Origin of the sequence: Pauljensenia sp. UMB3104, from assembly GCF_030217285.1 — a bacterium.
In the GTDB taxonomy this organism is placed as follows: domain Bacteria; phylum Actinomycetota; class Actinomycetes; order Actinomycetales; family Actinomycetaceae; genus Pauljensenia.
Genome location: NZ_JASONN010000010.1, coordinates 1 through 20011, shown reverse-complemented (window position 1 = coordinate 20011; position 20011 = coordinate 1). Strand labels below are relative to the sequence as shown.

The window sequence follows — 20011 nt, the reverse complement described above, 5'->3', positions numbered from 1 at the left end:
CAAGAGCAGAGAGCGGACGAAAAAAGCAAACCGATTGATCGTTGTGCGTCACGGGGCCTCCACGCAGGCCTGCACCGGGTCGGACATGCGACCGGACGAGCGCGACACGGTCGTGATCTCGATGCAATTCTGCCCGCTCGCACCATCGACCGTCACGCTCGTCGACTCCACGCGACCGCGCGACGTGCCGGCAGCTCCCGAACCCTCGTAGGCGTACAGGATGTCCTGCGGTGCGGGGCCGTCGGGGGCGGTCCACGTCCAGGTCACCATTCCGTCGGAGTACTGCCCGACCAAGCCCGACACCTGCGGGGGAGCCGCGCCCAGCGCGTCACCGGGAGCCGAGGAAGCGCTCGTCGTCTCGGGTGCGGGAGAAATGCGCGTAAAAGAACCCTGGCCGCGCAACATTCCCACGATGAGGCCGGCCGCGATCACCGCAGCCAGCAGCGCGAGGAGCACGCCAGCGACCGGGGACATCCCCTTTTTGGCCGCCGAGGGATCCTCGACGACGCGACGGGCCGACACCTCGTCCGCATCCGCAGATCGTTCGATCTTCCACGAGTCCGCAACCGCCTCGACGCCACCCGAGCCGGCCCCACCCTCGAAGGAGTACGAGTTCGAACGCAGGCGCGTCTTATCCGGATCGATGACGGGAGCGCCGCGCAGGCGCGTCTTCTGGTCGCCCGCGGCGGTAGCCGATGCCTTGGAACGCTTCTCCTTGATCTCCATCTCGGTGCGCGGCAGACCCAGTTCCTTCTGGACGCGTTGCAGGCCCTGGCCGAATTCCATCGCCGAAGGCGTGCGCTCGGCCGGGTCGATCGTCATCGCGGCACGCAGCACGCGCTCCAGCTCCGCCGGAGCATCCGCACGCCCGAGGCCACGCATGCGTCCGCGCTGCACGCGGTTCGCGATCGACGCCGCCGAGTTGTCGCCGATCGGATCCTCGAAGGGGCTGCGCCCCGTCACGAAGGTCCACGTCGTCGCAGCCAGCGCCCACACGTCCTGCAGGGGCGAGGCCGGGGAATTCACGTCCTGCTGCTCCGGGGGCGCCCACAGCACCGAGAAGCCGTCGAAGGCGCCAACCTCCAGCTGTCCCACCTTCGAGGCCACGCCGAAGTCCGCAAGCACCGGCTTCCCGTAGGAGTCCAGCATGATGTTCGACGGCTTAATGTCACGATGCACGTAGCCCTGGCGGTGGAACATCTCCACGCCGCCACTGATCTTGATCATGGTCTCGAGGGCCTTATCGAGCGGCATCGGGCGCGCACGCACCTGCGTGAGCAGGTCCGCCACCGGGCAATACTCCATGATCAGGTACGCGCGACCGTCGCTCGTCGTCCCCACGCCGTGCAGCTCCACGACCGAGGGGTGCCCGGCGAGCAGCGTCATCGCGTCGGCCTCGCGGTGTAGTTCCTTCGTGCCGCGCTCATCGCCCAGCGTGCGCACGACCTTGATGGCCACGTCACGGCTCGGCAGCTCTTGACGGTAGAGGAAGACGTCGGCGAAGCCGCCCTGACCCAGTGGGCGCACCCATCGGAAGCCGGGAATATCAGGGCCCTTCAGGCCCGCAACCGGGGGCGTCAACGATCCTCCTCCTCGTTCATCGTGCGCGCGATGGACGCGCTCAGGCGCAGCTTACGGCGCATGCGCAGGCTGCGCAGTGACAGCGCGCGGCGAATACGCGCGAAGAATCCGGCGCGCTTGCTCACCTGGGCGCGCAGGGCACCCACCTGCTCCCACGCGTCGCGCGCGCGGTCACGGGAGGCGCCGTTGGATGCGAAGTTCGCGACGTCCGCGTAGCGCGCGATCACGACGGGGGCAGGCACGTCGTCACCGAAGCGGCTCCAGCCGTCGATCACGTAGCGGCCCTTGCCGGCCTCGGCCTCGTCGATTTCCACGGAGTCCGTCGACCCGTCGTCACCGTGGCGCACCTCGCCCGTCACCAGGGTGAAGGGGTCGCCCGGATCCTCGCCGAGGTCCCACTGCGAGGCCAGCGACCATGCGGTCTCCTGCCTGGTGCGTCCCACGTCGATACGCAGGCCCGAGTCCGCGGCGAGGTCGACGACCTCATCCCACGAGCCAACGAGCGCCTGGGCGGCCGCAGCGCGGCGGCGACGCCTCCGGCGGCCCGCCTTGTAGAGCAGGACGAGCAGCGGCGGGAGCAACACGAGCAGGAAGCCACCCGCGATGCCGGCGACGACACCCCACGGGAACGGGTCGGCCGGAGGAGCCATCGGATCAGCGTTCTGGTCGCGCGTCGTCGGCGGCAGCTCGGCGGGAGCCTCCGGGGGCTCCGGCGGCTGCAGGACCTGCGGGCGCGGCACGGACCGAGGCTTGGGAACCTGCGTCTGCGGCGTGTGGTCACGCGGCGGCGTCGGATCGAAGACGACCCAGTGACCACCCGCGAACTCGACCTCGACCCACGCGCGAATGTCGGAACCACGCAGCGTCGCAGCACCTCCCTGGGAGCCGCCCTCCGGGTAGGCACCCATGACCACGCGCGCGTTAATGCCCAGCTGGTGCAGCATCAGCGCCATCAGCGCGGTGTACTGCTGGTCGTCACCGATGAGGTTGTTGTCGTCGGAGAGCATGCGCTCGAGGCGGTCTGCGCGCACGCCGGGGCGCGAGAACTGCGTGTTCTCGTTGAGATAGAAGCCGTTCGTCGACAGGTAGTGCTCAATCGCGCGCGCGGCCGCCAGCGCGGTGGACGCGTTCTGCGTGATTTCGGCTGCCTTCGTCGCGACGGCCTCGGGAACGTTGGTATCCGCCATCGTGAAGGGCGCGACCGCCAGGGTTGCCACGTCCTCGTCGCGCACGGGAGCCGTGAAGGTGGTCGTCACGGAGTAGCTCATCGTCCCCGCGGGGCCAGTCGTCAGCGCGGCATTCGACCACGTGTCGACGAACAGACCCTCCTTCTGGGCGGTCGCGGACGCGCCCGAGAAGGTGATCTGCGAGGGCTCACCCAGGACGGGCACCCACGGACCGGACATGCCGGTGGTCTCCACCGTCGCGATGGAGGTGCCCTCGGGGCGCCCTGGGATCGTCGTCTCGACCGGAATGTAGCCGGTGTGCTCGTCGTCGCGCTTGTTCGTCATACCGAAGGTCGTGCCGTCGTAGACGTCCATGGCGGCGATGCGCACGCGCTGGTTCTCGGGCAGATCGGACACGGTCAGGAGGGTCTGGTCCTTCAGGTCCGTCGTGTAGTGGCGGAACGAGGCCATCGGCGAGGGATAGGCCTGAATGTCCAGGGGCGGCTGGACGAGGTCACGGCCGACGATGCGCGTCCCCGAGGACCCCAAGTAGGACGCTGCGGGCAGCGCGATACCCACGGACACCGCGAGCACCGCAAGCGCACCCATGACTCGGGTCCACACGTAGACGGTCGAGCGGGACTGGCGCCCGAGGGTGTTGTCCGCGCCGGGTGCGCTCGAGCGACCCACGAGGACGTCCTGTCCCAGCGTGATGCGCTGATATTGCGCGGTTGCCGCCCACCAGGCTGCCAGGAGCGCCCACCAGGTCAGCACCGCCCACAGGGGCAGCGTGTGGTGCGACAGTCCGAAGAAAACGGAGATGACGCCCATCAGGACGAGGGGGATGGAGCCCAGGACCGCACGGCCAAAGCGCGCGGTGATGATACCGGCGAGGAATGCCAGGACCAGGCCGCTCATCCACGGCACGAGGGCGGGGCCGGAGTAGACCGACACGGGGGCGGTCAGCGTCAGGAGGTCCTTCCACGCGCGGAAGGAGCCCAGGACCATGACCTGCAGCGTCTTGCCGGTCGGCAGGACACCGAAGAGGGCCTCGGAGCGCAACGCGGCCGCGCTTCCGAGCAGGAAGTAGGTGACCACGACGCTGAGCACGCTCGTGACGCCGTCCCAGCGCCAGCGCGTCGAGGCGGCGGACAGTGCGAGGCCGCAGATGACGCCCGCGCCCGCGGCGATTGCGCCTACTCCCCCGCCGAAGACGGGCTCGAAGGCGGCGACGGGGCCGACGAACAGGAAACCGAGGATCAGGAGCGACCAGATCGGCAGGCGCGTGCGGTAGGTCGCGAAACGCTGCGTGATCGTCAGCAGGCGGTTACGCGTCGTCTTGGGCTTGGGGGCATCCGATGACTGCTCGCCCGCGCCACGGTCGCGCCTCTCTGTCGCATCAGGGATCTCTCCCACCGCACGAACGTGCGTCTCGTTTGCCTCGGGCTGGGCCTGCGACTCGATGCGCTGAGCGCGCGGCTTGGTGTTGACGTTGCTGCTCATGCCAGGCCTCCGGCAACGATGATGCGCGGCAGATCATCCAGCGTGGAGCAATCCAGCAGGACACCTCGGCCGAGGTCGCGGCGGGCGCGCTCGTTCTCGGCACCGATACGGATGATGGAGACGGGCACGTCGATGGGCGCCAGGCGGGCCAGGTGCGCCGCGTCGCTATCGCTCACCTGCGGGCCGACGATGAGCGTCAGCGCGGAGACGCCGGGGCGCTGGGCCACGGCCTCGCGCACGCGCAGGGGGAAATCCCCGAAGGAGCGCGCCGACACCTCGGACAGCGCGTCCAGCATCCGCATGGCGTGCCCGGACGGCAGCCAGGTCTCCGTCGTCGTCAGCGAGACGGGACGTGACTCGCGCAGGTTCGCCAGGCCCAGCGAGCCCGCGACCGACACCGCGGTCTCGAAGGACTCGTAGTCCCACGCGTCGCGCGACGTGTCCAGGACGATGACGTGGTGGGAGCGGTGCGTCTCCTCGTACTGGCGCACGATGAGCTTGCCCATGCGCGCGGTCGACTGCCAGTGCACGGCGCGCCGGTCGTCGCCCGGCTCGTAATCGCGCAGGGCGTGGAAAGACACGTCGGAGCTCGAGAGCTTACCGGTGGACACACCCTCGACGTCCAGCTGGAAGCCGGTCGCGTCGAAGGGCACGCGCACGGTGCGAGGGTGCACGTGCAGGACGACCGGCTCGTCCCACATGCGCACGCGGCGCAGCAGGCCCAGCGCGTCCGAACGCACAGCGCGGGCGGGGCCGATGCTGATGAGGCCGCGGTGACGCGAGGAGATCAGGAACATCTCGTCCCAGGTCTCGTGGGCGCCCAGCGGGGGCACGACGAATTCGCCGGTGCCCGAGCCAATCGGCAGTTCGATGATGCCCGAACGCACGGACCGAGAGCGCTCGTTACGCACCGAGATCTCGCCGACGGCCGTCTGACCGGCGACGATGCGCTCGTTTGGCACGCGGATCGACACGAGGTGCGGGGGCCGCCAGGCGACGCGCAGAGCCGCGATCAACAGCGCGACGGCGCCCGCGAGCGCGCAGGCGAGGGCCTCGACCCATTCGAGCGTGACCGCGATTGCCAGGCCCGCAATGATGAAGATGATGACCGCCCAGCCGATCGGCGTGACCGCCGAGGCGAGGGCTTTCAGGGGTTGCGAAGGACCGGCCTTCGCCCTGCGGGGCGAGACCATCGTGGGGGTGTCCGTGCGCTTCCCTTGCATCATCGTGTCCGGTCGGTTCCTTACGCGCCGACCGCGGGGGCGGGCACGGAGGTCAGGGCACGCTGAATGACGCCTTCGGCGGTCGCGCCGGAGAATGCGGCGTCGGGGTCGACGATGACGCGGTGTGCCCACACGGGCACGGCGAGGGCCTTGATGTCGTCGGGCAGGACGAAGTTACGGCCCTGCGCGGCGGCCCACACGCGGGCGCAGCGCACCATGCCGATGGCGCCACGGGTCGACACGCCCAGCAGCGAGGACTCGTCCTCGCGGGTGGCTTCCGCCAGCGCGGCCACGTAGTCGAGGACTGCGCGGTCCGTGTGGTTCGCCGAGGCCAGGGCGGCCCAGGCGACGATGTCCTGACCGGTCACGAGGGGACGCAGGTTCTTCGAGCGGTCCGGGGAGGCCGAGCCGTCGAGGACGTCGATCATGGCGCTACGCGAGGGGTAGCCGATCGAGGTCTTCATGAGGAAGCGGTCGAGCTGGGCCTCGGGCAGCGGGTAGGTGCCGGCCTGCTCGACGGGGTTCTGGGTCGCGATGACCATGAAGGGCTGGGGGGCGGGGCGGCGCACGCCGTCGACCGTCACCTGGGCTTCTTCCATGACCTCGAGGAGGGCGGACTGCGTCTTGGGCGACGCACGGTTGATCTCGTCGGCGAGGACGATCTCCGCGAAGACGGGGCCGGCGTGGAAGACCCACTCGCCCGTCTTCTGGTTGAACATGTTCACGCCGGTGATGTCGGAGGGCAGCAGGTCGGGGGTGAACTGGATACGCGAGTGCGTACCGTCGATGACGGCGCTGATCGCGCGAGCCAGGGCGGTCTTGCCGGTACCGGGGGCGTCCTCGAGCAGGAGGTGGCCGCCCGCAAACATCGTCGTCAGAGCGAGTCGCACGGCCTGGCGCTTGTCCAGAACCGCCACGGACACGCCGTCGACGAGGCCCTTGAAGACCTGGGCGAACCTGGTTGCATCCTCAATGGATAGGGTCATGTTTCTACCTTTTGTTGTGTGGCGGAGTGGTCTATTCGACGTGACAGGAGGTGACGGGAGGCTTCGCGAGGAACTCTTTTGCCATCGTGACCTCGGTCAGGATACCCGTAATTTGGGGGGTATCCCGCGAGAAGCGGAACTCGGTGATCGACGCGGGACGTCCCGTCTTGACGCTGCACACGAGGGTGAGGCCGGACTGGAACTTCTGGGCGTTGACGGCGCGCAGCGTCATCGAGCCGCACTCCTCTCCGTTCGGACAGCTCATCTTCCCGTCTAAAGTCACAGCAATATTATCGGTCAGTTCCCCGGTCCTCACGGTGGTCCTCACCTCTCGGTGCTGGCCGCCGCTGCCGGTGAGCTGGACGATGATCGTGTACTCGTGGACGGGCTGCAGGTCATCAGCCCACCACTGGGTGAGCGGACCCCTGATGGTCTGCCCGGTCGACGCTTCCATGCCCTCGATCCACACCTTGGTCTCGGTGATCGTCACCCCGCTGGGGATGGTCCAGCTTGCGCTCGCCGAGTCTGCACCGGCGGTCGCGTGAACCTCGAAGGGCGGGATCTGTTCGTCATCGTCACCGCCACCACCGTCGCGCTGGCCGTTACCGACCGTACCGGTAGCCGCCGTCACCGGACTCCAGACGTACGACCCGTCGTCCTTCTTGCCGCGCTGGCAGAAGTAGAAGGTCATCGTCGCACCCGGGGTGAGCGGACCGATATTAAAGTCGCCGCGATCGCCGTTGTTGAGACGAAGGGGGTTGCCGGGTGCCGTACACCCCGCCGCGCTGTCCGCGTAGAAGAGCTCGAGGTCGGCGGCCTTGTAGCCGTTGCCTTCCTTCAGGCGGGCGTCGGCGACGCGAAGCTTGCCGAGGGCGTTATCCGAGGGCGGACCCAGGCGCGGCGCGTCGGGGGCCAGCGGCGTCGTCTTGGGAGGAGTGGGATCCTCGTGGACGACCGCCGGAATGACGTAGCCAGGAGAGGTCGCCGTGTCACCGTTCGTGTTACTGACGGTCACGTACACGGTGAGGGCCACGCCGTAGGGAACCGTCATCTGGGTGCTGGTGGTTCCGCCCGAGACGGTCTTGGTGATGCCGTTGACCGACACAATCGTCTGACCCCATCGAGCGGTGCCGGAGCTACCCAGGGACCAGGTGATGGTCGCCAGAGCGCCGTTTCCGTCGCGCTGCTGGACCGCGGAGCCGCTCGTGATGACCGGCTGATCGGGGCCGCGTCGCGTCGCCTTCGGGGTGCCACTCACGCCCGGGGAGGCCTGGGAGTTACCGTTCGCGTTCGTCGCGACGACCGTGACGGTATAGTTCTGGTCATTCACGAGGCCGCTGATCGTGCACGTGCGCTCCCCGTTCGTCGTGCAGGTGCGCGAACCGGAAGCAGCGGTCGCATACACGGTGTAGCCCGTGATGGGGGACCCGTTGTTGTTGGGGGCGTCCCATGTCATCGTCAGTTCGCCATCGCCGGGGGTAACACTCGGTCCGCCCGGGCGATCCGGGACGCCGGTGGGCGTGATCTCGTTGGATGCGGTGCGAGCGGATTCGCCCTGCTCGTTCACCGCACTCACCGAGAAGCGGTAGCTCTGTCCCGTTCGCAGGCCGTTCACTTCGCACACGGTGTTCGGGCAGTCGGCGATCTTCGCGCCGTTGGAGTCGTAGAGACGGTAGCCGGTGATGGGCGAGCCGTTCGACGCGGGGGCGTCGAAGGTCACCTTCGCGCCGGTGGCACCCACGGCCTCGGCGACCACGTTCGTGGGCGCGCCGGGCTTGTCGGTGACGGTCACCGTGATGGTGCCCTGCACGACGCGCGAGGGGTCACCCAGCTTGTCGTTGACCTGGAAGCCCACCGAGATCGTGCCCGTGGCGCGGGGCGTGACCATGACCGACGTGCCGGAGGAGGCGATGTCCGCGTTACCCAGGGACACCGCGGTTCCGACGAGGGAAATCGGCGTGTCGGGGAAGGGGTTGGTGGCGCGCGAGGCAACGTCAACGATCACCGTATCCCCGACCTTCGCGTTCACGGTGTACGGGGGCACCTGGATGCGCGGCTTCGTCGTCGACACGATCTCGACGGGGATCGAAGCGTTGACGGTGTTGCCCTGCTCGTCGGTGACGCTGACGGGGATGGAGCCGGCGGATCCGGGGGTCGCGCCCTCGGGGGCGGAGACCGTCAGGACGGTGCCGGACAGCGAGGCCGACACGGCGCTGGGCGCGGAGCCCATCGCGTAGGTGAAGGTTGAGGCGTCCGTCCCCTCGGGGTCGCGCACGGCGAGCGCGAGGTTCTGCGTGACGGCAGCACCCCCGGCCTCGACGCGGATCGCGGTCGGGGCGAAGGTGGGCGGCTGGTTCGTGGTCGCCTTGATGCGCACGGGCAGCGACAGCGACGCGCTCAGCGCGCCAGCGTCGTCGGCGCCGCCGTCCGCGACCTGGATGAGGAAGGCGGAGTTACCGCCGAAGGTCGCGGTCGCCGTCAGCGTCAGCTGCGTCGAGGAGTCCGCCACCACGGAGTCCAGGCCGGTCTGGGGCACCGGGGAGGTCCCATCGACGAGGCGGGGGCTGCGGCCCGAGCGGGTCACGACGTAATCCGACAGGTTGATCGTGCGCGATGTTCCCGCGTCCATCTCGATGGGCAGGGCCGCGGCGTTCAGGAAGGGCGCGGTGGAGTCGCGTCCGGGCACGGTCACGACGGCGGAGTTCGTCAGGCCATCGCGGTCCGTGATCGTGTAGACGACCAGGCGCAGGGTGTCGGTGACCGGGATCAGCAGGTCGGTTCCGTCAACCGTAACGCCGGATTCGGCGCTCGTCACGGTCAGCTCATCGATGCTGCCGTCGGGGTCCTCGTCGTTTTCGAGGACCTTCACGCGCACGGCGGAACCATCGGTGGGCAGGTCCTCGTAGGACACGTAGTCATCGCGGGCGATCGGCGCCTTGAGGGGCGCGTCGTCCTGCACGTACACCGTCACGGTGCCACGCGCGGAGCCGCCGCGACCGTCGCTGACCGTGTAGGACACCAGGTAGGTGCCGACCTGCGAAGGCGTGTGGACCTGCAGGGTCGAGGAGGAGCGGACCTGCGGATCGAGCTCGGGCGTCGCCGTCTCGAGGCCGTCTTCCTCCAGCGTGAGGGGGTCGCCGTCGGGGTCAACGTCATTCGAGAGGACGTTGACGGTCACCATGCGGTCCGGGCGCGTGAGCACCGTGTCGGGCACGGCCACCGGGTTCTGGTTGAGCGAGGGAGCCGCGGAGATCGCGACGCGCACGCGAGCGGAGGCCCGTGCGCCCTGACGGTCGGTAACCGTGTAGGTGAAGGAATCCGTGCCCGAAGCGTTCTGGTTCGGCGTGTAGTCGATCCACGTCGACTGCGCGGTGGCGCTGCCCTGCTGCGGCGAGGAGTCGAGGCCCGTCAGGCTCACGGAGTCGCCGTCCGGGTCGATGCCATCGAGGGTCACGGGGATGCGCGTCGTCTGCCCCGCGGCCGCCCACGCGCTGATGTCGCGGGGGCGCGGAGGCTGGTTCTGGTCGGACGCGCCGACGACCTCGAAGGTGACCGTGCTCGACGCGCGGTTGCCCGCGGAGTCGATGACCGAGTAGGTGACGTCCATGATGCCGGGGTTGGCACCGGCCTCGAGACGCACCTGGTTACCGGTCACGAAGGGGGTTCCCAGCGCGTTCGTCGGGTCGTAGGCGAGCGTCGACTCGACCTGCAGGTTCAGGCCCGCCGGGGAGCGGTCGTTCGACAGGACCGACACGGTACCCACGTCGCCGACGCGCACCTTGGCGCGGTCGGGCTTGAGGACGGGCGGCAGGTCGGAGCGGTCAGCCGCGCCGGGAATCACCATGACGTCCGCGGTGGCCTCGCCCTGGCCGTTCGAGACCGTGTACGAGAAGCTCGCGGTCTGGGTCAGGCCCGATGGCGCGGTCACGCGCAGCAGGTGGCGGTCGATGAGAGCCACCTCGAGGCCGGGAACGTTCGAGGCGTCGACCGAGGTGATAGACAGCAGGCCGCCCGACGGGTCGTAGTCGTTGTTGAGGGGCGCGACCAGCACGGATCCGCCCAGCGGGAGGACCGCCGTGTCGTTCTCGGCAACCGGCGGCAGAGCGGTGGCCTCGACGACCTCGACGCGGATAATGCCCAGCGTCGTCGCGATGCCGTCAGACACCGTGTAGGCAAAGGAGTAGGAGCCTGGCGCGGTGGCGCGGAAGTCGATCGTGCCGCGGTCCAGGTCCGGCGAGATGGTCGCGCCCGCGGGTGCACCCGAGACAGCGGCGAGGCTCAGCGGGTCGCCGTTGGGATCAGTGTCGTTCTTGAGCGGGTCGAGGGTGACCGTCTCACCCGGGTGCGCCTGGAACAGGTCGCCGTTCGCCGACGGAGGCAGGTTTCCGGCCTCCTGAACCGTCGCGATGAGCTCGCCACGCGTCTCGGCCCCCTGGTCGTCCGCGACCGTCAGGACGATGGACTTCGGGCCGGGCGCGCTGCCCTCATCGGTGATCGTCAGGGAACCATCCTCGCTGAAGGACACACTCAGGCCCTCGGGCGCCTCCGCATTCTTGAGGTAGATCGGGTCGCCATCGGGGTCTCGCCAGTCGCTCAGCGCCTGGTACTGAATCTGCGCATTCGCGCCGATCTTCACGGTCGATGCGCGCAGCTGGTTCGGCGCCGCGTTCTGGCTGTAGGGGTGAATCGTCACCTGCACGCGGGCGGACGCCGAGGCCTGCCCGTCGGAGGCCTCGTAGGAGAAGGACGTCGAGCCGGTCTGGTTTGCATCGACGCCGGAGATCTGCAGGGCACGACCGCCGCGCGCGATGGAAATGGTCCCCCACTCGGGCGCGCTCGTCGGGGCCGCGGTCAGCACGTCTCCGTCGAGGTCGGAGTCGTTGTCGAGGACGGGCAGGACGGTCGAGCGTCCCGGGCGGATGCCGAACTCGTCATCCACGGCCTCGGGCGGGGTGTTCTGCTCGCGCTGCTGAGGATCGGCGACCTCGTTCGTGAGCTCGGGGCTATCCTGCTCTTCCTCGGTTTCCTCGAGCTGGTTCTCGACCTCGTCCCAGTTGTCCATGAGGACCATGTTCGAGTCGGGCAGCCACACGCTGCCCTGCGCGACGTCGTTGAGGACGATGGCCTTGCGGTTCGTGCGGAAGACGATGTCGCGAGCGGTCGTGAGCGTATCGACGACCATCTGCTTGTTCGCGGAGGGGTCGTCGCACGCACGCATGTAGGCGCCCGACACGCTCCACGCGCCGTACGCGCAGCCTTCGTGGCGAACGGGGGCCGCGGGATTGCCGCTGGCGCCGCTCTCGGTGGCGCGCGTGATCGTCGGGGTGCCACCCGCCAGCGGAATCGACACGAGGGCCGAGGGCGTGGCGAGGAGGACGGAATCCGCCTTCGGTCCGGCCAGCTGCAGGATGCCGCCCTCCTCGACTCCGGCGGCGCCCAGGTCGAGCTTCTTGCCGCCCGGGAGGAAGAGGGTGTTGGATTGCGAGTCGAGGGCGACGACCTGGTCGCCGACGACAGTGATGCTCAGCTGGGCGTCCTCTGGGATGCCTTCGATCCGGCTGGTCGCGGCCTGGTCGACGGTCCCCTGGCGCTTGACGGTCGTCAGCGTGCCCGAGGCGGCCAGGGAGTACACGGAGCCGTCGAGTCCGGTCACGAACGCGCTCGTGCCCATGTTCGAGGACAGGGCCGCGCCTTCGGAAAGGTTCGCGGGGCTGGGCGCGGTGGCCGAGGTGGTCCACAGGGTACCGTCGGTGGGGTTGAGGACGCCGAGGACGTCGCCGCCCTGCATGGCGCTCGAGCCGGAGGGCAGAGCCGTCGGGGAGCCGAGGGACACCTGGGTGACATTGACGGGAGCGACGGTCAGCGAGGTGAGGTCGGAGACGGTGACGGTCTCGCCAGCCTGGCCGACGTCGAAGTTGGTGGCCTCAGTGCGCAGGGCGCCGTCGAGGATGCGGGCCTCGTAGTCGAGGTGGCCGACCATCTGCTTGGACTTGTTCGTCACCCAGATGCCACCGTCGTTGACGTTGACCTGCGTGACTTCAGCACCCTTGTAGATAACGCCTGCGATGCACAGCGCAGCAACGACCAGCACCAGGACAAACGCCGGTAGGCGTCGCCTTGTACTGGTTACTTTTCGTCGCAATTGCGCGCTCATTGACCCTCTCCCGATTGCTGAGCAGTCTCCACTCAATAGTGTGGCACGACTACACCGCACGCTAATAGTTAACGAGAATCTATCAGATGAGCACTTACTTGACAACTAGAGGGCGGCCCGTCGCAGTACGACGGGCCGCCCTCTCAAGTGTCCGGTTTGTCAGCCGCGAACAATTGGCGAGTAAATCACTCTCCATTGAAGGTGAACTTACGGTCCTTACCTTCCCCAGAGACGCCAACGGTAACAACCTGACCGGATTGCAGTTCTCCGAACAGGATGCGCTCAGACAGCGCGTCCTCGATCTCACGCTGGATCGCACGACGCAGCGGACGCGCACCGAGAACCGGATCGAAGCCCACGTCCGCGAGCAGCTCGCGAGCCTCATCCGTCAGCTGCAGGCGCATATCCTGAGCCTCCATGCGCTTAGCCAGCTTCGCGATCATCAGGTCGACGATGCGCGCAATCTCCGGCTTGGTCAGCGGCGGGAACACGATCGTGTCATCAACACGGTTGAGGAACTCGGGACGGAAGTGCTGCTTGAGCTCCTCCGCGACCTTCGACTTCATGCGACCGTAGTCGTGCGTCGAGTTGTCCGCGGTCTGGAAGCCCGTGAGGACACCCTTGTTGATGTCGCGAGTACCCAGGTTCGTCGTCATGATGATGACGGTGTTCTTGAAGTCCACCTTGCGACCCTGAGAGTCCGTCAGGCGGCCCTCCTCCAGAATCTGGAGCAGCGAGTTGAAGATGTCCGGGTGAGCCTTCTCGACCTCGTCGAAGAGGACGACCGAGAACGGCTTGCGGCGCACCTTCTCCGTGAGCTGGCCGCCCTCGTCGTAGCCGACGTAGCCGGGAGGAGCACCGAAGAGGCGCGAGGCCGTGTGCTTCTCGGAGAACTCGGACATATCCAGCTGAATGAGAGCATCCTCGTCGCCGAAGAGGAACTCGGCGAGGGCCTTCGCCAGCTCGGTCTTACCCACACCGGTCGGGCCGGCGAAGATGAACGAGCCACCGGGACGGTTCGGATCCTTCAGACCCGAGCGCGTACGACGGATCGACTGGGCGAGAGCCTTGACGGCCTCGTCCTGGCCGATGACGCGCTTATGCAGCTCGTCTTCCATCTTGAGCAGCTTCGCGGTCTCCGTCTGAGTGAGGCGCACGACCGGGATACCGGTCGACATGGCCAGGACCTCGGCGATCTCCTGATCCCCGACCTCGGCGATCTCGTCGGACTCGCCGCCCTTCCACGCCTCTTCCTTCGCCTTGCGCTCCTCGGCCAGCTTCGACTCCTCGTCGCGCAGCGACGCGGCCTTCTCGAAGTCCTGATCGTCGATGGCCGCCTCCTTGTTGCGGCGCACCTCGGCGATCTTCTCGTCCAGCTCGCGCAGCTCGGGCGGCGCGGTCATGCGGCGGATGCGCAGGCGCGCACCGGCCTCGTCGACCAGGTCGATGGCCTTATCGGGGAGGAAACGATCCGAGATGTAGCGGTCCGCCAACTCGGCGGCCGCCTGAATCGCGGCATCCGTGATGATGACACGGTGGTGCGCCTCGTAGCGGTCGCGCAGGCCCTTGAGGATCTCCACCGTCTCGTCGACGCTGGGTTCCTCGACCTTCACCGGCTGGAAGCGGCGCTCGAGGGCCGCATCCTTCTCGATGTACTTGCGGTACTCGTCGTTCGTGGTGGCGCCGATCGTCTGGAGCTCGCCGCGCGCCAGCATGGGCTTGAGCATCTGAGCGGCGTCGATCGAGCCCTCGGCGGCGCCCGCACCCACGAGGGTGTGGATCTCGTCGATGAACAGGATGATGTCGCCGCGCGTGCGGATCTCCTTGAGGACCTTCTTCAGGCGCTCCTCGAAGTCGCCGCGGTAGCGCGAGCCAGCGACCAGCGAACCCATGTCGAGGCTGTAAATCTGCTTGTCCTTGATGGTCTCGGGCACGTCGCCGTGCACGATCGCCTGGGCCAGGCCCTCGACGACCGCCGTCTTACCGACGCCGGGCTCACCGATCAGGACCGGGTTGTTCTTCGTGCGGCGCGACAGGACCTGCATGACGCGCTCCATCTCGACGCGGCGGCCGATGACGGGGTCCAGCTTGTTCTCGCGCGCGGCCTGCGTCAGGTTGCGGCCGAACTGCTCGAGGATCGCGGAGTTGGAGCGCTCCGGACCACCCGATCCGCCCACGCCCGCACCCACGGACTCGCGGCCCTCGTCGTCGCCGCGCTGGTAGCCGCTGAGCATCTGGATGACAGTCTGGCGCACCTGCGCCAGGTCCGCGCCCTGCTTGGTCAGCACCTGGGCGGCCACACCCTCGCCCTCCTTGAGGAGGCCGAGCAGCAGGTGCTCCGTGCCGATGTAGTTGTGGCCCAGCTGCAGGGCCTCACGCAGGCTCAGCTCGAAGACGCGCTTGGCGCGCGGGGTGAAGGGAATGTGGCCCTCGACCGGCTTCTCGCCCTCGCCGATGATCTCAATGACCGAGGCGCGAACGGCCTCGCCCTTGATGCCCATCGTCTCCAGGGCCTTGGCGGCGACGCCCTCACCCTCGGAGATCAGGCCGAGCAGCAGGTGCTCCGTGCCGATGTAGTTGTGCTTGAGACCGCGAGCCTCGTCCTGCGCGAGCACGACGACCCGGCGAGCGCGGTCGGTAAAGCGTTCGAACATGCCTCTCCTCATTGTGCAGGACGGGCACTTCGCCGAGCTCGGCGTACACCCGTCCCAGTTGACTGGTTACAGACTACGAAAAGCGCGGGCGACGTGCGCGCGCTTTCGCCCTCGGCGCAGGGCCGAGGCCGGGGCGGGCCACAGAGCGGCGCCGGGCCGGGGAACGGAGGGGATCACGGTGCGGCGCTGGGCCGGGGCACGCATCCGGGCGCGAGGCCGAGGCCAGGGCACGAACTATCGGCAGGTATCTCTGGGAGCTTCACCCAAAAGTCGCACGTAATTTCCCTCGGTCAGTTTTTGACAGACCCCACAAACGTTGCAATTGCAACGACAGCACTTCAAGACATGAAAAGTTGATAGGGAAATTACGTGCGACGTTGTGGGGAAACTACGCGATGGGGCCACACCCACAATCCAAGCAGCTAGCCCCACAAGAAACGACTAGCCCCACAAGAAACGCTGCATGCGACTGCGCGCAGCAATGCACCAGTTAGGGAGCACTACACCCGTTGAGGGGCACTACACCCGTTGAGGGGCACTGCACCCGTTACGCGGCGCTACACCCGATCAGAACGGGTGTAATGCCTACTGATCGGGTGCACGGCCCCATCGCAACAAGCACAAACGCGGAGCTGTCGAAAGGATTCAACCCTATCGGGAAGATTCAACCCGATCAGAAGGGGTTGAACCTTACCGATCAGGTGTAACACCTCATCGGGAATAAGTGTGAGTGCGGATCCGCGCACGCCCCTTAGCTTGAGGCGCGGCAGGCGCGCCAGCACTGACGAGGCACTGACGAGGCCGAGGCCGGGGCACGAACTATCGGCAGGTACCTCTGGGAGCCTCACCCAAAAGTCGCACGTAATTTCCCTCGGTCAGTTTTCAACAGGCCCCACAAACGTTGCAATTGCAACGACAGCATTTCAAAACATGAAAAGTTGATAGGGAAATTACGTGCGACATTGTGGGGGAACTACGCCTCGACGAGGACCGTGAACGGGCCGTCGTTGACCAGCGAGACCTCCATCATCGCCCCGAACTGGCCAGTCTCGACGTGCAGGCCCCGGCCGCGCAGATCCGCAACGACCGCGTCGACGAGGGGCTCAGCCTCATCCCCGGGCGCGGCATGCGCCCACGAGGGTCGGCGCCCCTTGCGCGTGTCCCCGTACAGGGTGAACTGCGAGATCACAAGGATCGGAGCACCCGCGTCGAGGGCGGAACGTTCGTCGTCAAGGATGCGCAGCTCGGCGATCTTGCGGGCGACCGTGGCAACCTGCTCAAGGCCGTCACCACGCTGGACGCCCAGGAGGACGACGAGGCCCTGGCGCGCTCCGCCGGCACCCTCCCCCGCCTCGTCACCAGCAGAGCCAGCAGAGCCAGCAGAACCGGCAGAACCACCAGAAAGAGCAAGGCGGCCGACGACCTCGCCGCCGACACGCACCTCGCCGGAGGTGGCGCGCTGGATGACGGCGCGCATCAGCGCGACCCCAGGGCCGAGCCGAGGCCACCGAAGCCCGTGGAACCGCCGCGCTGGCCGGCCTCGCGGGAGAGGTCGGCGCCCGGGCGGGTTTCCGGGGACACGGAGGACTTGCCGTGGACGGGCACGATTTCCTCCTGGGCGGCGGCGACGCCGTCGATGTCGAAGACCGTCGTCACAGGCACGGCGCGGGCGATCAGCGCGAGGGCGATCGGGCCCTCGTCCGCGTGACGCGCCGAGGAGGTGATGACGCCAACCTGGCGGCCTCCCACCTCGATGGGCGTGCCGGGCGCGGGCAGGTCGCCGCGCGAGCCGTCCAGCTGCAGGTACGTCAGGCGGCGCGGGGGGCGGCCGAGGTTGAGGACGCGCGCGATGGTTTCCTGGCCGCGGTAGCAGCCCTTCGACGTGTGGACGGCGGTGCGCAGCCAGTCCACCTCGGGCGGGATCGCGCGGGCGTCGGTCTCGCGGCCAAGGCGCGGCTTCCACGCGGCGATGCGCATGGCCTCCCACGCCAGGTATCCGCCGCGGCGACGAGAGCCAGCCTCCGGCGAAGCAGCCAGCCACGCGGCCTCGAACTCGTCCGCGGCCTCGCGTGAAACAGCGTGAAACATCATGGGCGTGCGCGCGCCCGGGTGGCGCTCGCCCTGGAAATAGGCGGCCCCGCCCTCCACGACGCCGGGCCACGGGTCCTCCCAGGTCCACAGGAGTCCGGGCAGGTCGGCCACGGCGTCGGGCATGTTCGCGCCCGCGCGGACCGAGGAGAACACGACGACGTCGCTCTCAGAAACAGCGACGCGCAGCGCGAAACGCATCGAATCAAGGAACGCCACAAACCCCGAAAGATCAGCGCGCTCCACGATCAGGTGCAGCGTCTCCCCGTCGTCGCTCGCGCCCGCCCAGTGCTCGACGCGTCCCTCGGGCGAGAGGATCAGCAGCTCGCGGCTCACGCCGGGGACGAGGTCGGTGACGATCTGGGAGGCGAGCGACGTCAGCCAGGTGAGCCGATCGGTCCCCGACACAGAGATGACCGCCAGGTCCGGGCGACGCACCAGCGCGCGACCACCCTCGAGGGCCCACTGCTCCCCCGACGGGTCCCCGAAGTGCGGGGTCGCGCCGAAGGAGGCCACGGCCTCGTCGACGAACTCTGAATCTAGCGCAGGCTCAGACAAGGAAGCCGTCCTGGGAGTCGTCGATGCCTTCGATGACCTCGCCGGACTCGGTCGAGGCCTGCTCGGTGCGGTGCAGGCGACCGGAGATCTCGACGTCGGCCTCATCCTCGCCGTCGAGCGTGCGCTCCTGCGTCCACATGAGCTCGCCCGCGACCAGGCCGAACATGCGGCCCAGGTGCGTGACGCGGGTGGCGTCCGCGCCGAGCGCGATCGCGTCGGAGACCATCTGCACGCGCGGGCCGACGCTCACGCCGTCCCACACGGCGCTGTGGCCCTCGGTGGAGGCGGAGGTCGCCGTGAACTCGCGCGGGTTGTACTGACCGGGAGGCGGCAGCGGCGCGTCGGAGGGGGCGACGGACACGTACAGGGTCTCTTCGCTGATCAGGTCGCCCTTCTGGATGGCGGCCAAGCCCTGCGCGGCGTCCCACGTGGGGTCGATCGGAGCCGAGGCTTCGCCCGCGTACACGCGCGTGACCAGGCGCATCTGCGCGCCGACGACGTCGCCGCGGATCTCCTCGATGACGGGCGAATCCGCGGGGGCCTCGGCGGAAGCGTCCTGGCCGGGGGCGGCGGGCTGTGCGTGCATGCCCCAGCCCTCCCAGGTTCCGAGCATCCACGCGACGGGAGCGACGAGTGCGGGCAGGTCAGCAGGTATCACCATCATGGCTCCAGCCTAACGCCTCGGGTGGGCGTGGGCGCGCGAGCCGGGCCGCACCCAGCTTGGAGCGAACACGGACGAGGCCGGGGCCTGACCGCGCGAGAACCTGACCCGGGTGCGACCGCGGACGCCGCGGGTCATCGGATGCAGCTGCTCAGATTCCGCCGATGCGGATCATCGCGTAGACGGGCAGGGCTGCGACGAGGAACTTCGCGGCGCCTCGGCCCAAAACGTTGGCGAGCTGCGCGGAGGCGGCGCGCTCGCCCAGCAGCGCGTCGACGACGGAGACGGCGAAGCCGACGCCGAAGCCGGTGACGCCGCCGAGGGTCAGGAAAGCGACGAATTCGCCGAAACGCTTGGCGATGAAGGGGAAGACGACGGGCAGCAGGTCCGACGTCTGTCCGAGGATCCACGCGATTGACGCGGCGACGAGGCCAGCGACGATGCCGGTGAGCATCGCGTAGACGACGCCCGCCTTCGCGCTGCGTCCCGAGCGCGCCGACGCCGCCGCGATAATCGCGATGAGGGCGGCCATGGGGACGATGACGGACCAGCGCTCGTGGACGGTGAGGGAGACCCACATGGACCCGGAGGTGACGATGAGGAGGCCGGTCACCGACGAGGCGAGGGCGGCAGTCAGCGAGGTGGAGCCCCAGTGCTCGCTCGTGTGGCCCACGGAGTGGTCGCGGGGCGCGGGCGCGTCCAGGATCGTGGCGGCGACCAGGGCGACCAGGGTGATGCCCGTCAGGGGTACGGCGATGTCGAGGTTCTTCCAGTAGGCGACGGCCATCGGGGTCAGCGCCCCACCCAGGGCGAGGACCGCCTGCGCGAGCCACGGCATGTGCAGGCGCGCGAGCGTCGGCCAGCCGAGGGCCAGCAGGAACGAAGCGATGGCGGCGACGGGACCGACGCTCCAACGCGATCCGGGCAGCCACCAGGCGACGATGGTCGCCACGGCCAGCAGGGTGACGGTGAGGGTACCGATTCCGTTGGGCACGTGCCGGGTCGCCAGGGTCTCGCGGCGACGCCCGCGGTTCGGGCGGGTTCGGGATCGCGTGGGCGGGGTCGAAGTCATCACGCTCCCATGGTCCCACATGTGCGCGCCCGACGAGGCAGGGGCCGCCCGCGCGGGTCGGCTCTCGCGCGTGCGGGGCGGGGGCACGGCACCGCATGGGCCAGCCACGGCCTCGGCGACGGCGACGGGATGCGCGCTGTGGCGGATGCCCTGTGTGGGTTGATGCACGCCGCCACGGGATGCGGCCCCGCGGGTGCGGCCGTAAAGTTTAGGGGCACGCCGGACCGGTATGCCCCGGGCTCCAAACTCTGCCGCTACGAGCGGCCTTCGCGCCGACAGGCGCATTCGGTTCGGCGTGCTTTGTCGTATGTGCGTGCCAATGGTGGCGCGTGAAACAAGTGGGGGCCGGTGCTGCGTCGCAGCAC

10 protein-coding genes are annotated in these 20011 nt (G+C 68.5%); all 10 read right to left on the bottom strand.

Annotated elements, in window-relative coordinates:
- Nucleotides 1–48 precede the first annotated feature (48 nt).
- On the bottom strand, nucleotides 49–1581 hold the full coding sequence (locus tag QP415_RS06340) for a serine/threonine-protein kinase (RefSeq protein WP_285099448.1): 1533 nt from the start codon (nucleotides 1579–1581) through the stop codon (nucleotides 49–51).
- Nucleotides 1578–4250: a transglutaminase-like domain-containing protein gene (locus QP415_RS06335; RefSeq protein ID WP_285099446.1), complete on the bottom strand. Its 2673-nt coding sequence runs from the start codon at nucleotides 4248–4250 to the stop codon at nucleotides 1578–1580. Before QP415_RS06335 ends, QP415_RS06340 begins: the two co-directional genes overlap by 4 nt.
- Nucleotides 4247–5473, bottom strand: coding sequence for a DUF58 domain-containing protein (locus tag QP415_RS06330; RefSeq protein ID WP_285099480.1), 1227 nt, complete (start codon nucleotides 5471–5473; stop codon nucleotides 4247–4249). The genes QP415_RS06335 and QP415_RS06330 overlap by 4 nt, the downstream gene beginning before the upstream one ends.
- A 20-nt stretch (nucleotides 5474–5493) precedes the next feature.
- On the bottom strand, nucleotides 5494–6459 hold the full coding sequence (locus QP415_RS06325) for an AAA family ATPase (RefSeq protein ID WP_016460919.1): 966 nt from the start codon (nucleotides 6457–6459) through the stop codon (nucleotides 5494–5496).
- 31 nt (nucleotides 6460–6490) lie between these two features.
- On the bottom strand, nucleotides 6491–12613 hold the full coding sequence (locus QP415_RS06320; protein WP_285099443.1) for an Ig-like domain-containing protein: 6123 nt from the start codon (nucleotides 12611–12613) through the stop codon (nucleotides 6491–6493).
- Nucleotides 12614–12798: 185 nt separating this feature from the next.
- The gene (locus tag QP415_RS06315) at nucleotides 12799–15267 is read right to left on the bottom strand and encodes an ATP-dependent Clp protease ATP-binding subunit (protein ID WP_285099442.1); all 2469 of its coding nucleotides are present in this window, start codon (nucleotides 15265–15267) and stop codon (nucleotides 12799–12801) included.
- A gap of 973 nt (nucleotides 15268–16240) precedes the next feature.
- A complete protein-coding gene (dtd, locus tag QP415_RS06310) occupies nucleotides 16241–16744 on the bottom strand; it encodes a D-aminoacyl-tRNA deacylase (protein WP_285099441.1) in 504 nt (167 codons plus the stop codon).
- Nucleotides 16744–17913: a CAF17-like 4Fe-4S cluster assembly/insertion protein YgfZ gene (gene ygfZ, locus QP415_RS06305; RefSeq protein WP_285099440.1), complete on the bottom strand. Its 1170-nt coding sequence runs from the start codon at nucleotides 17911–17913 to the stop codon at nucleotides 16744–16746. Before ygfZ ends, dtd begins: the two co-directional genes overlap by 1 nt.
- Nucleotides 17906–18577 (bottom strand): heme-binding beta-barrel domain-containing protein, encoded by a 672-nt coding sequence (locus tag QP415_RS06300; protein ID WP_285099438.1) that lies wholly within the window; start codon nucleotides 18575–18577, stop codon nucleotides 17906–17908. Before QP415_RS06300 ends, ygfZ begins: the two co-directional genes overlap by 8 nt.
- A gap of 148 nt (nucleotides 18578–18725) precedes the next feature.
- Nucleotides 18726–19646, bottom strand: coding sequence for a hypothetical protein (locus QP415_RS06295; RefSeq protein WP_285099479.1), 921 nt, complete (start codon nucleotides 19644–19646; stop codon nucleotides 18726–18728).
- Nucleotides 19647–20011 lie beyond the last annotated feature (365 nt).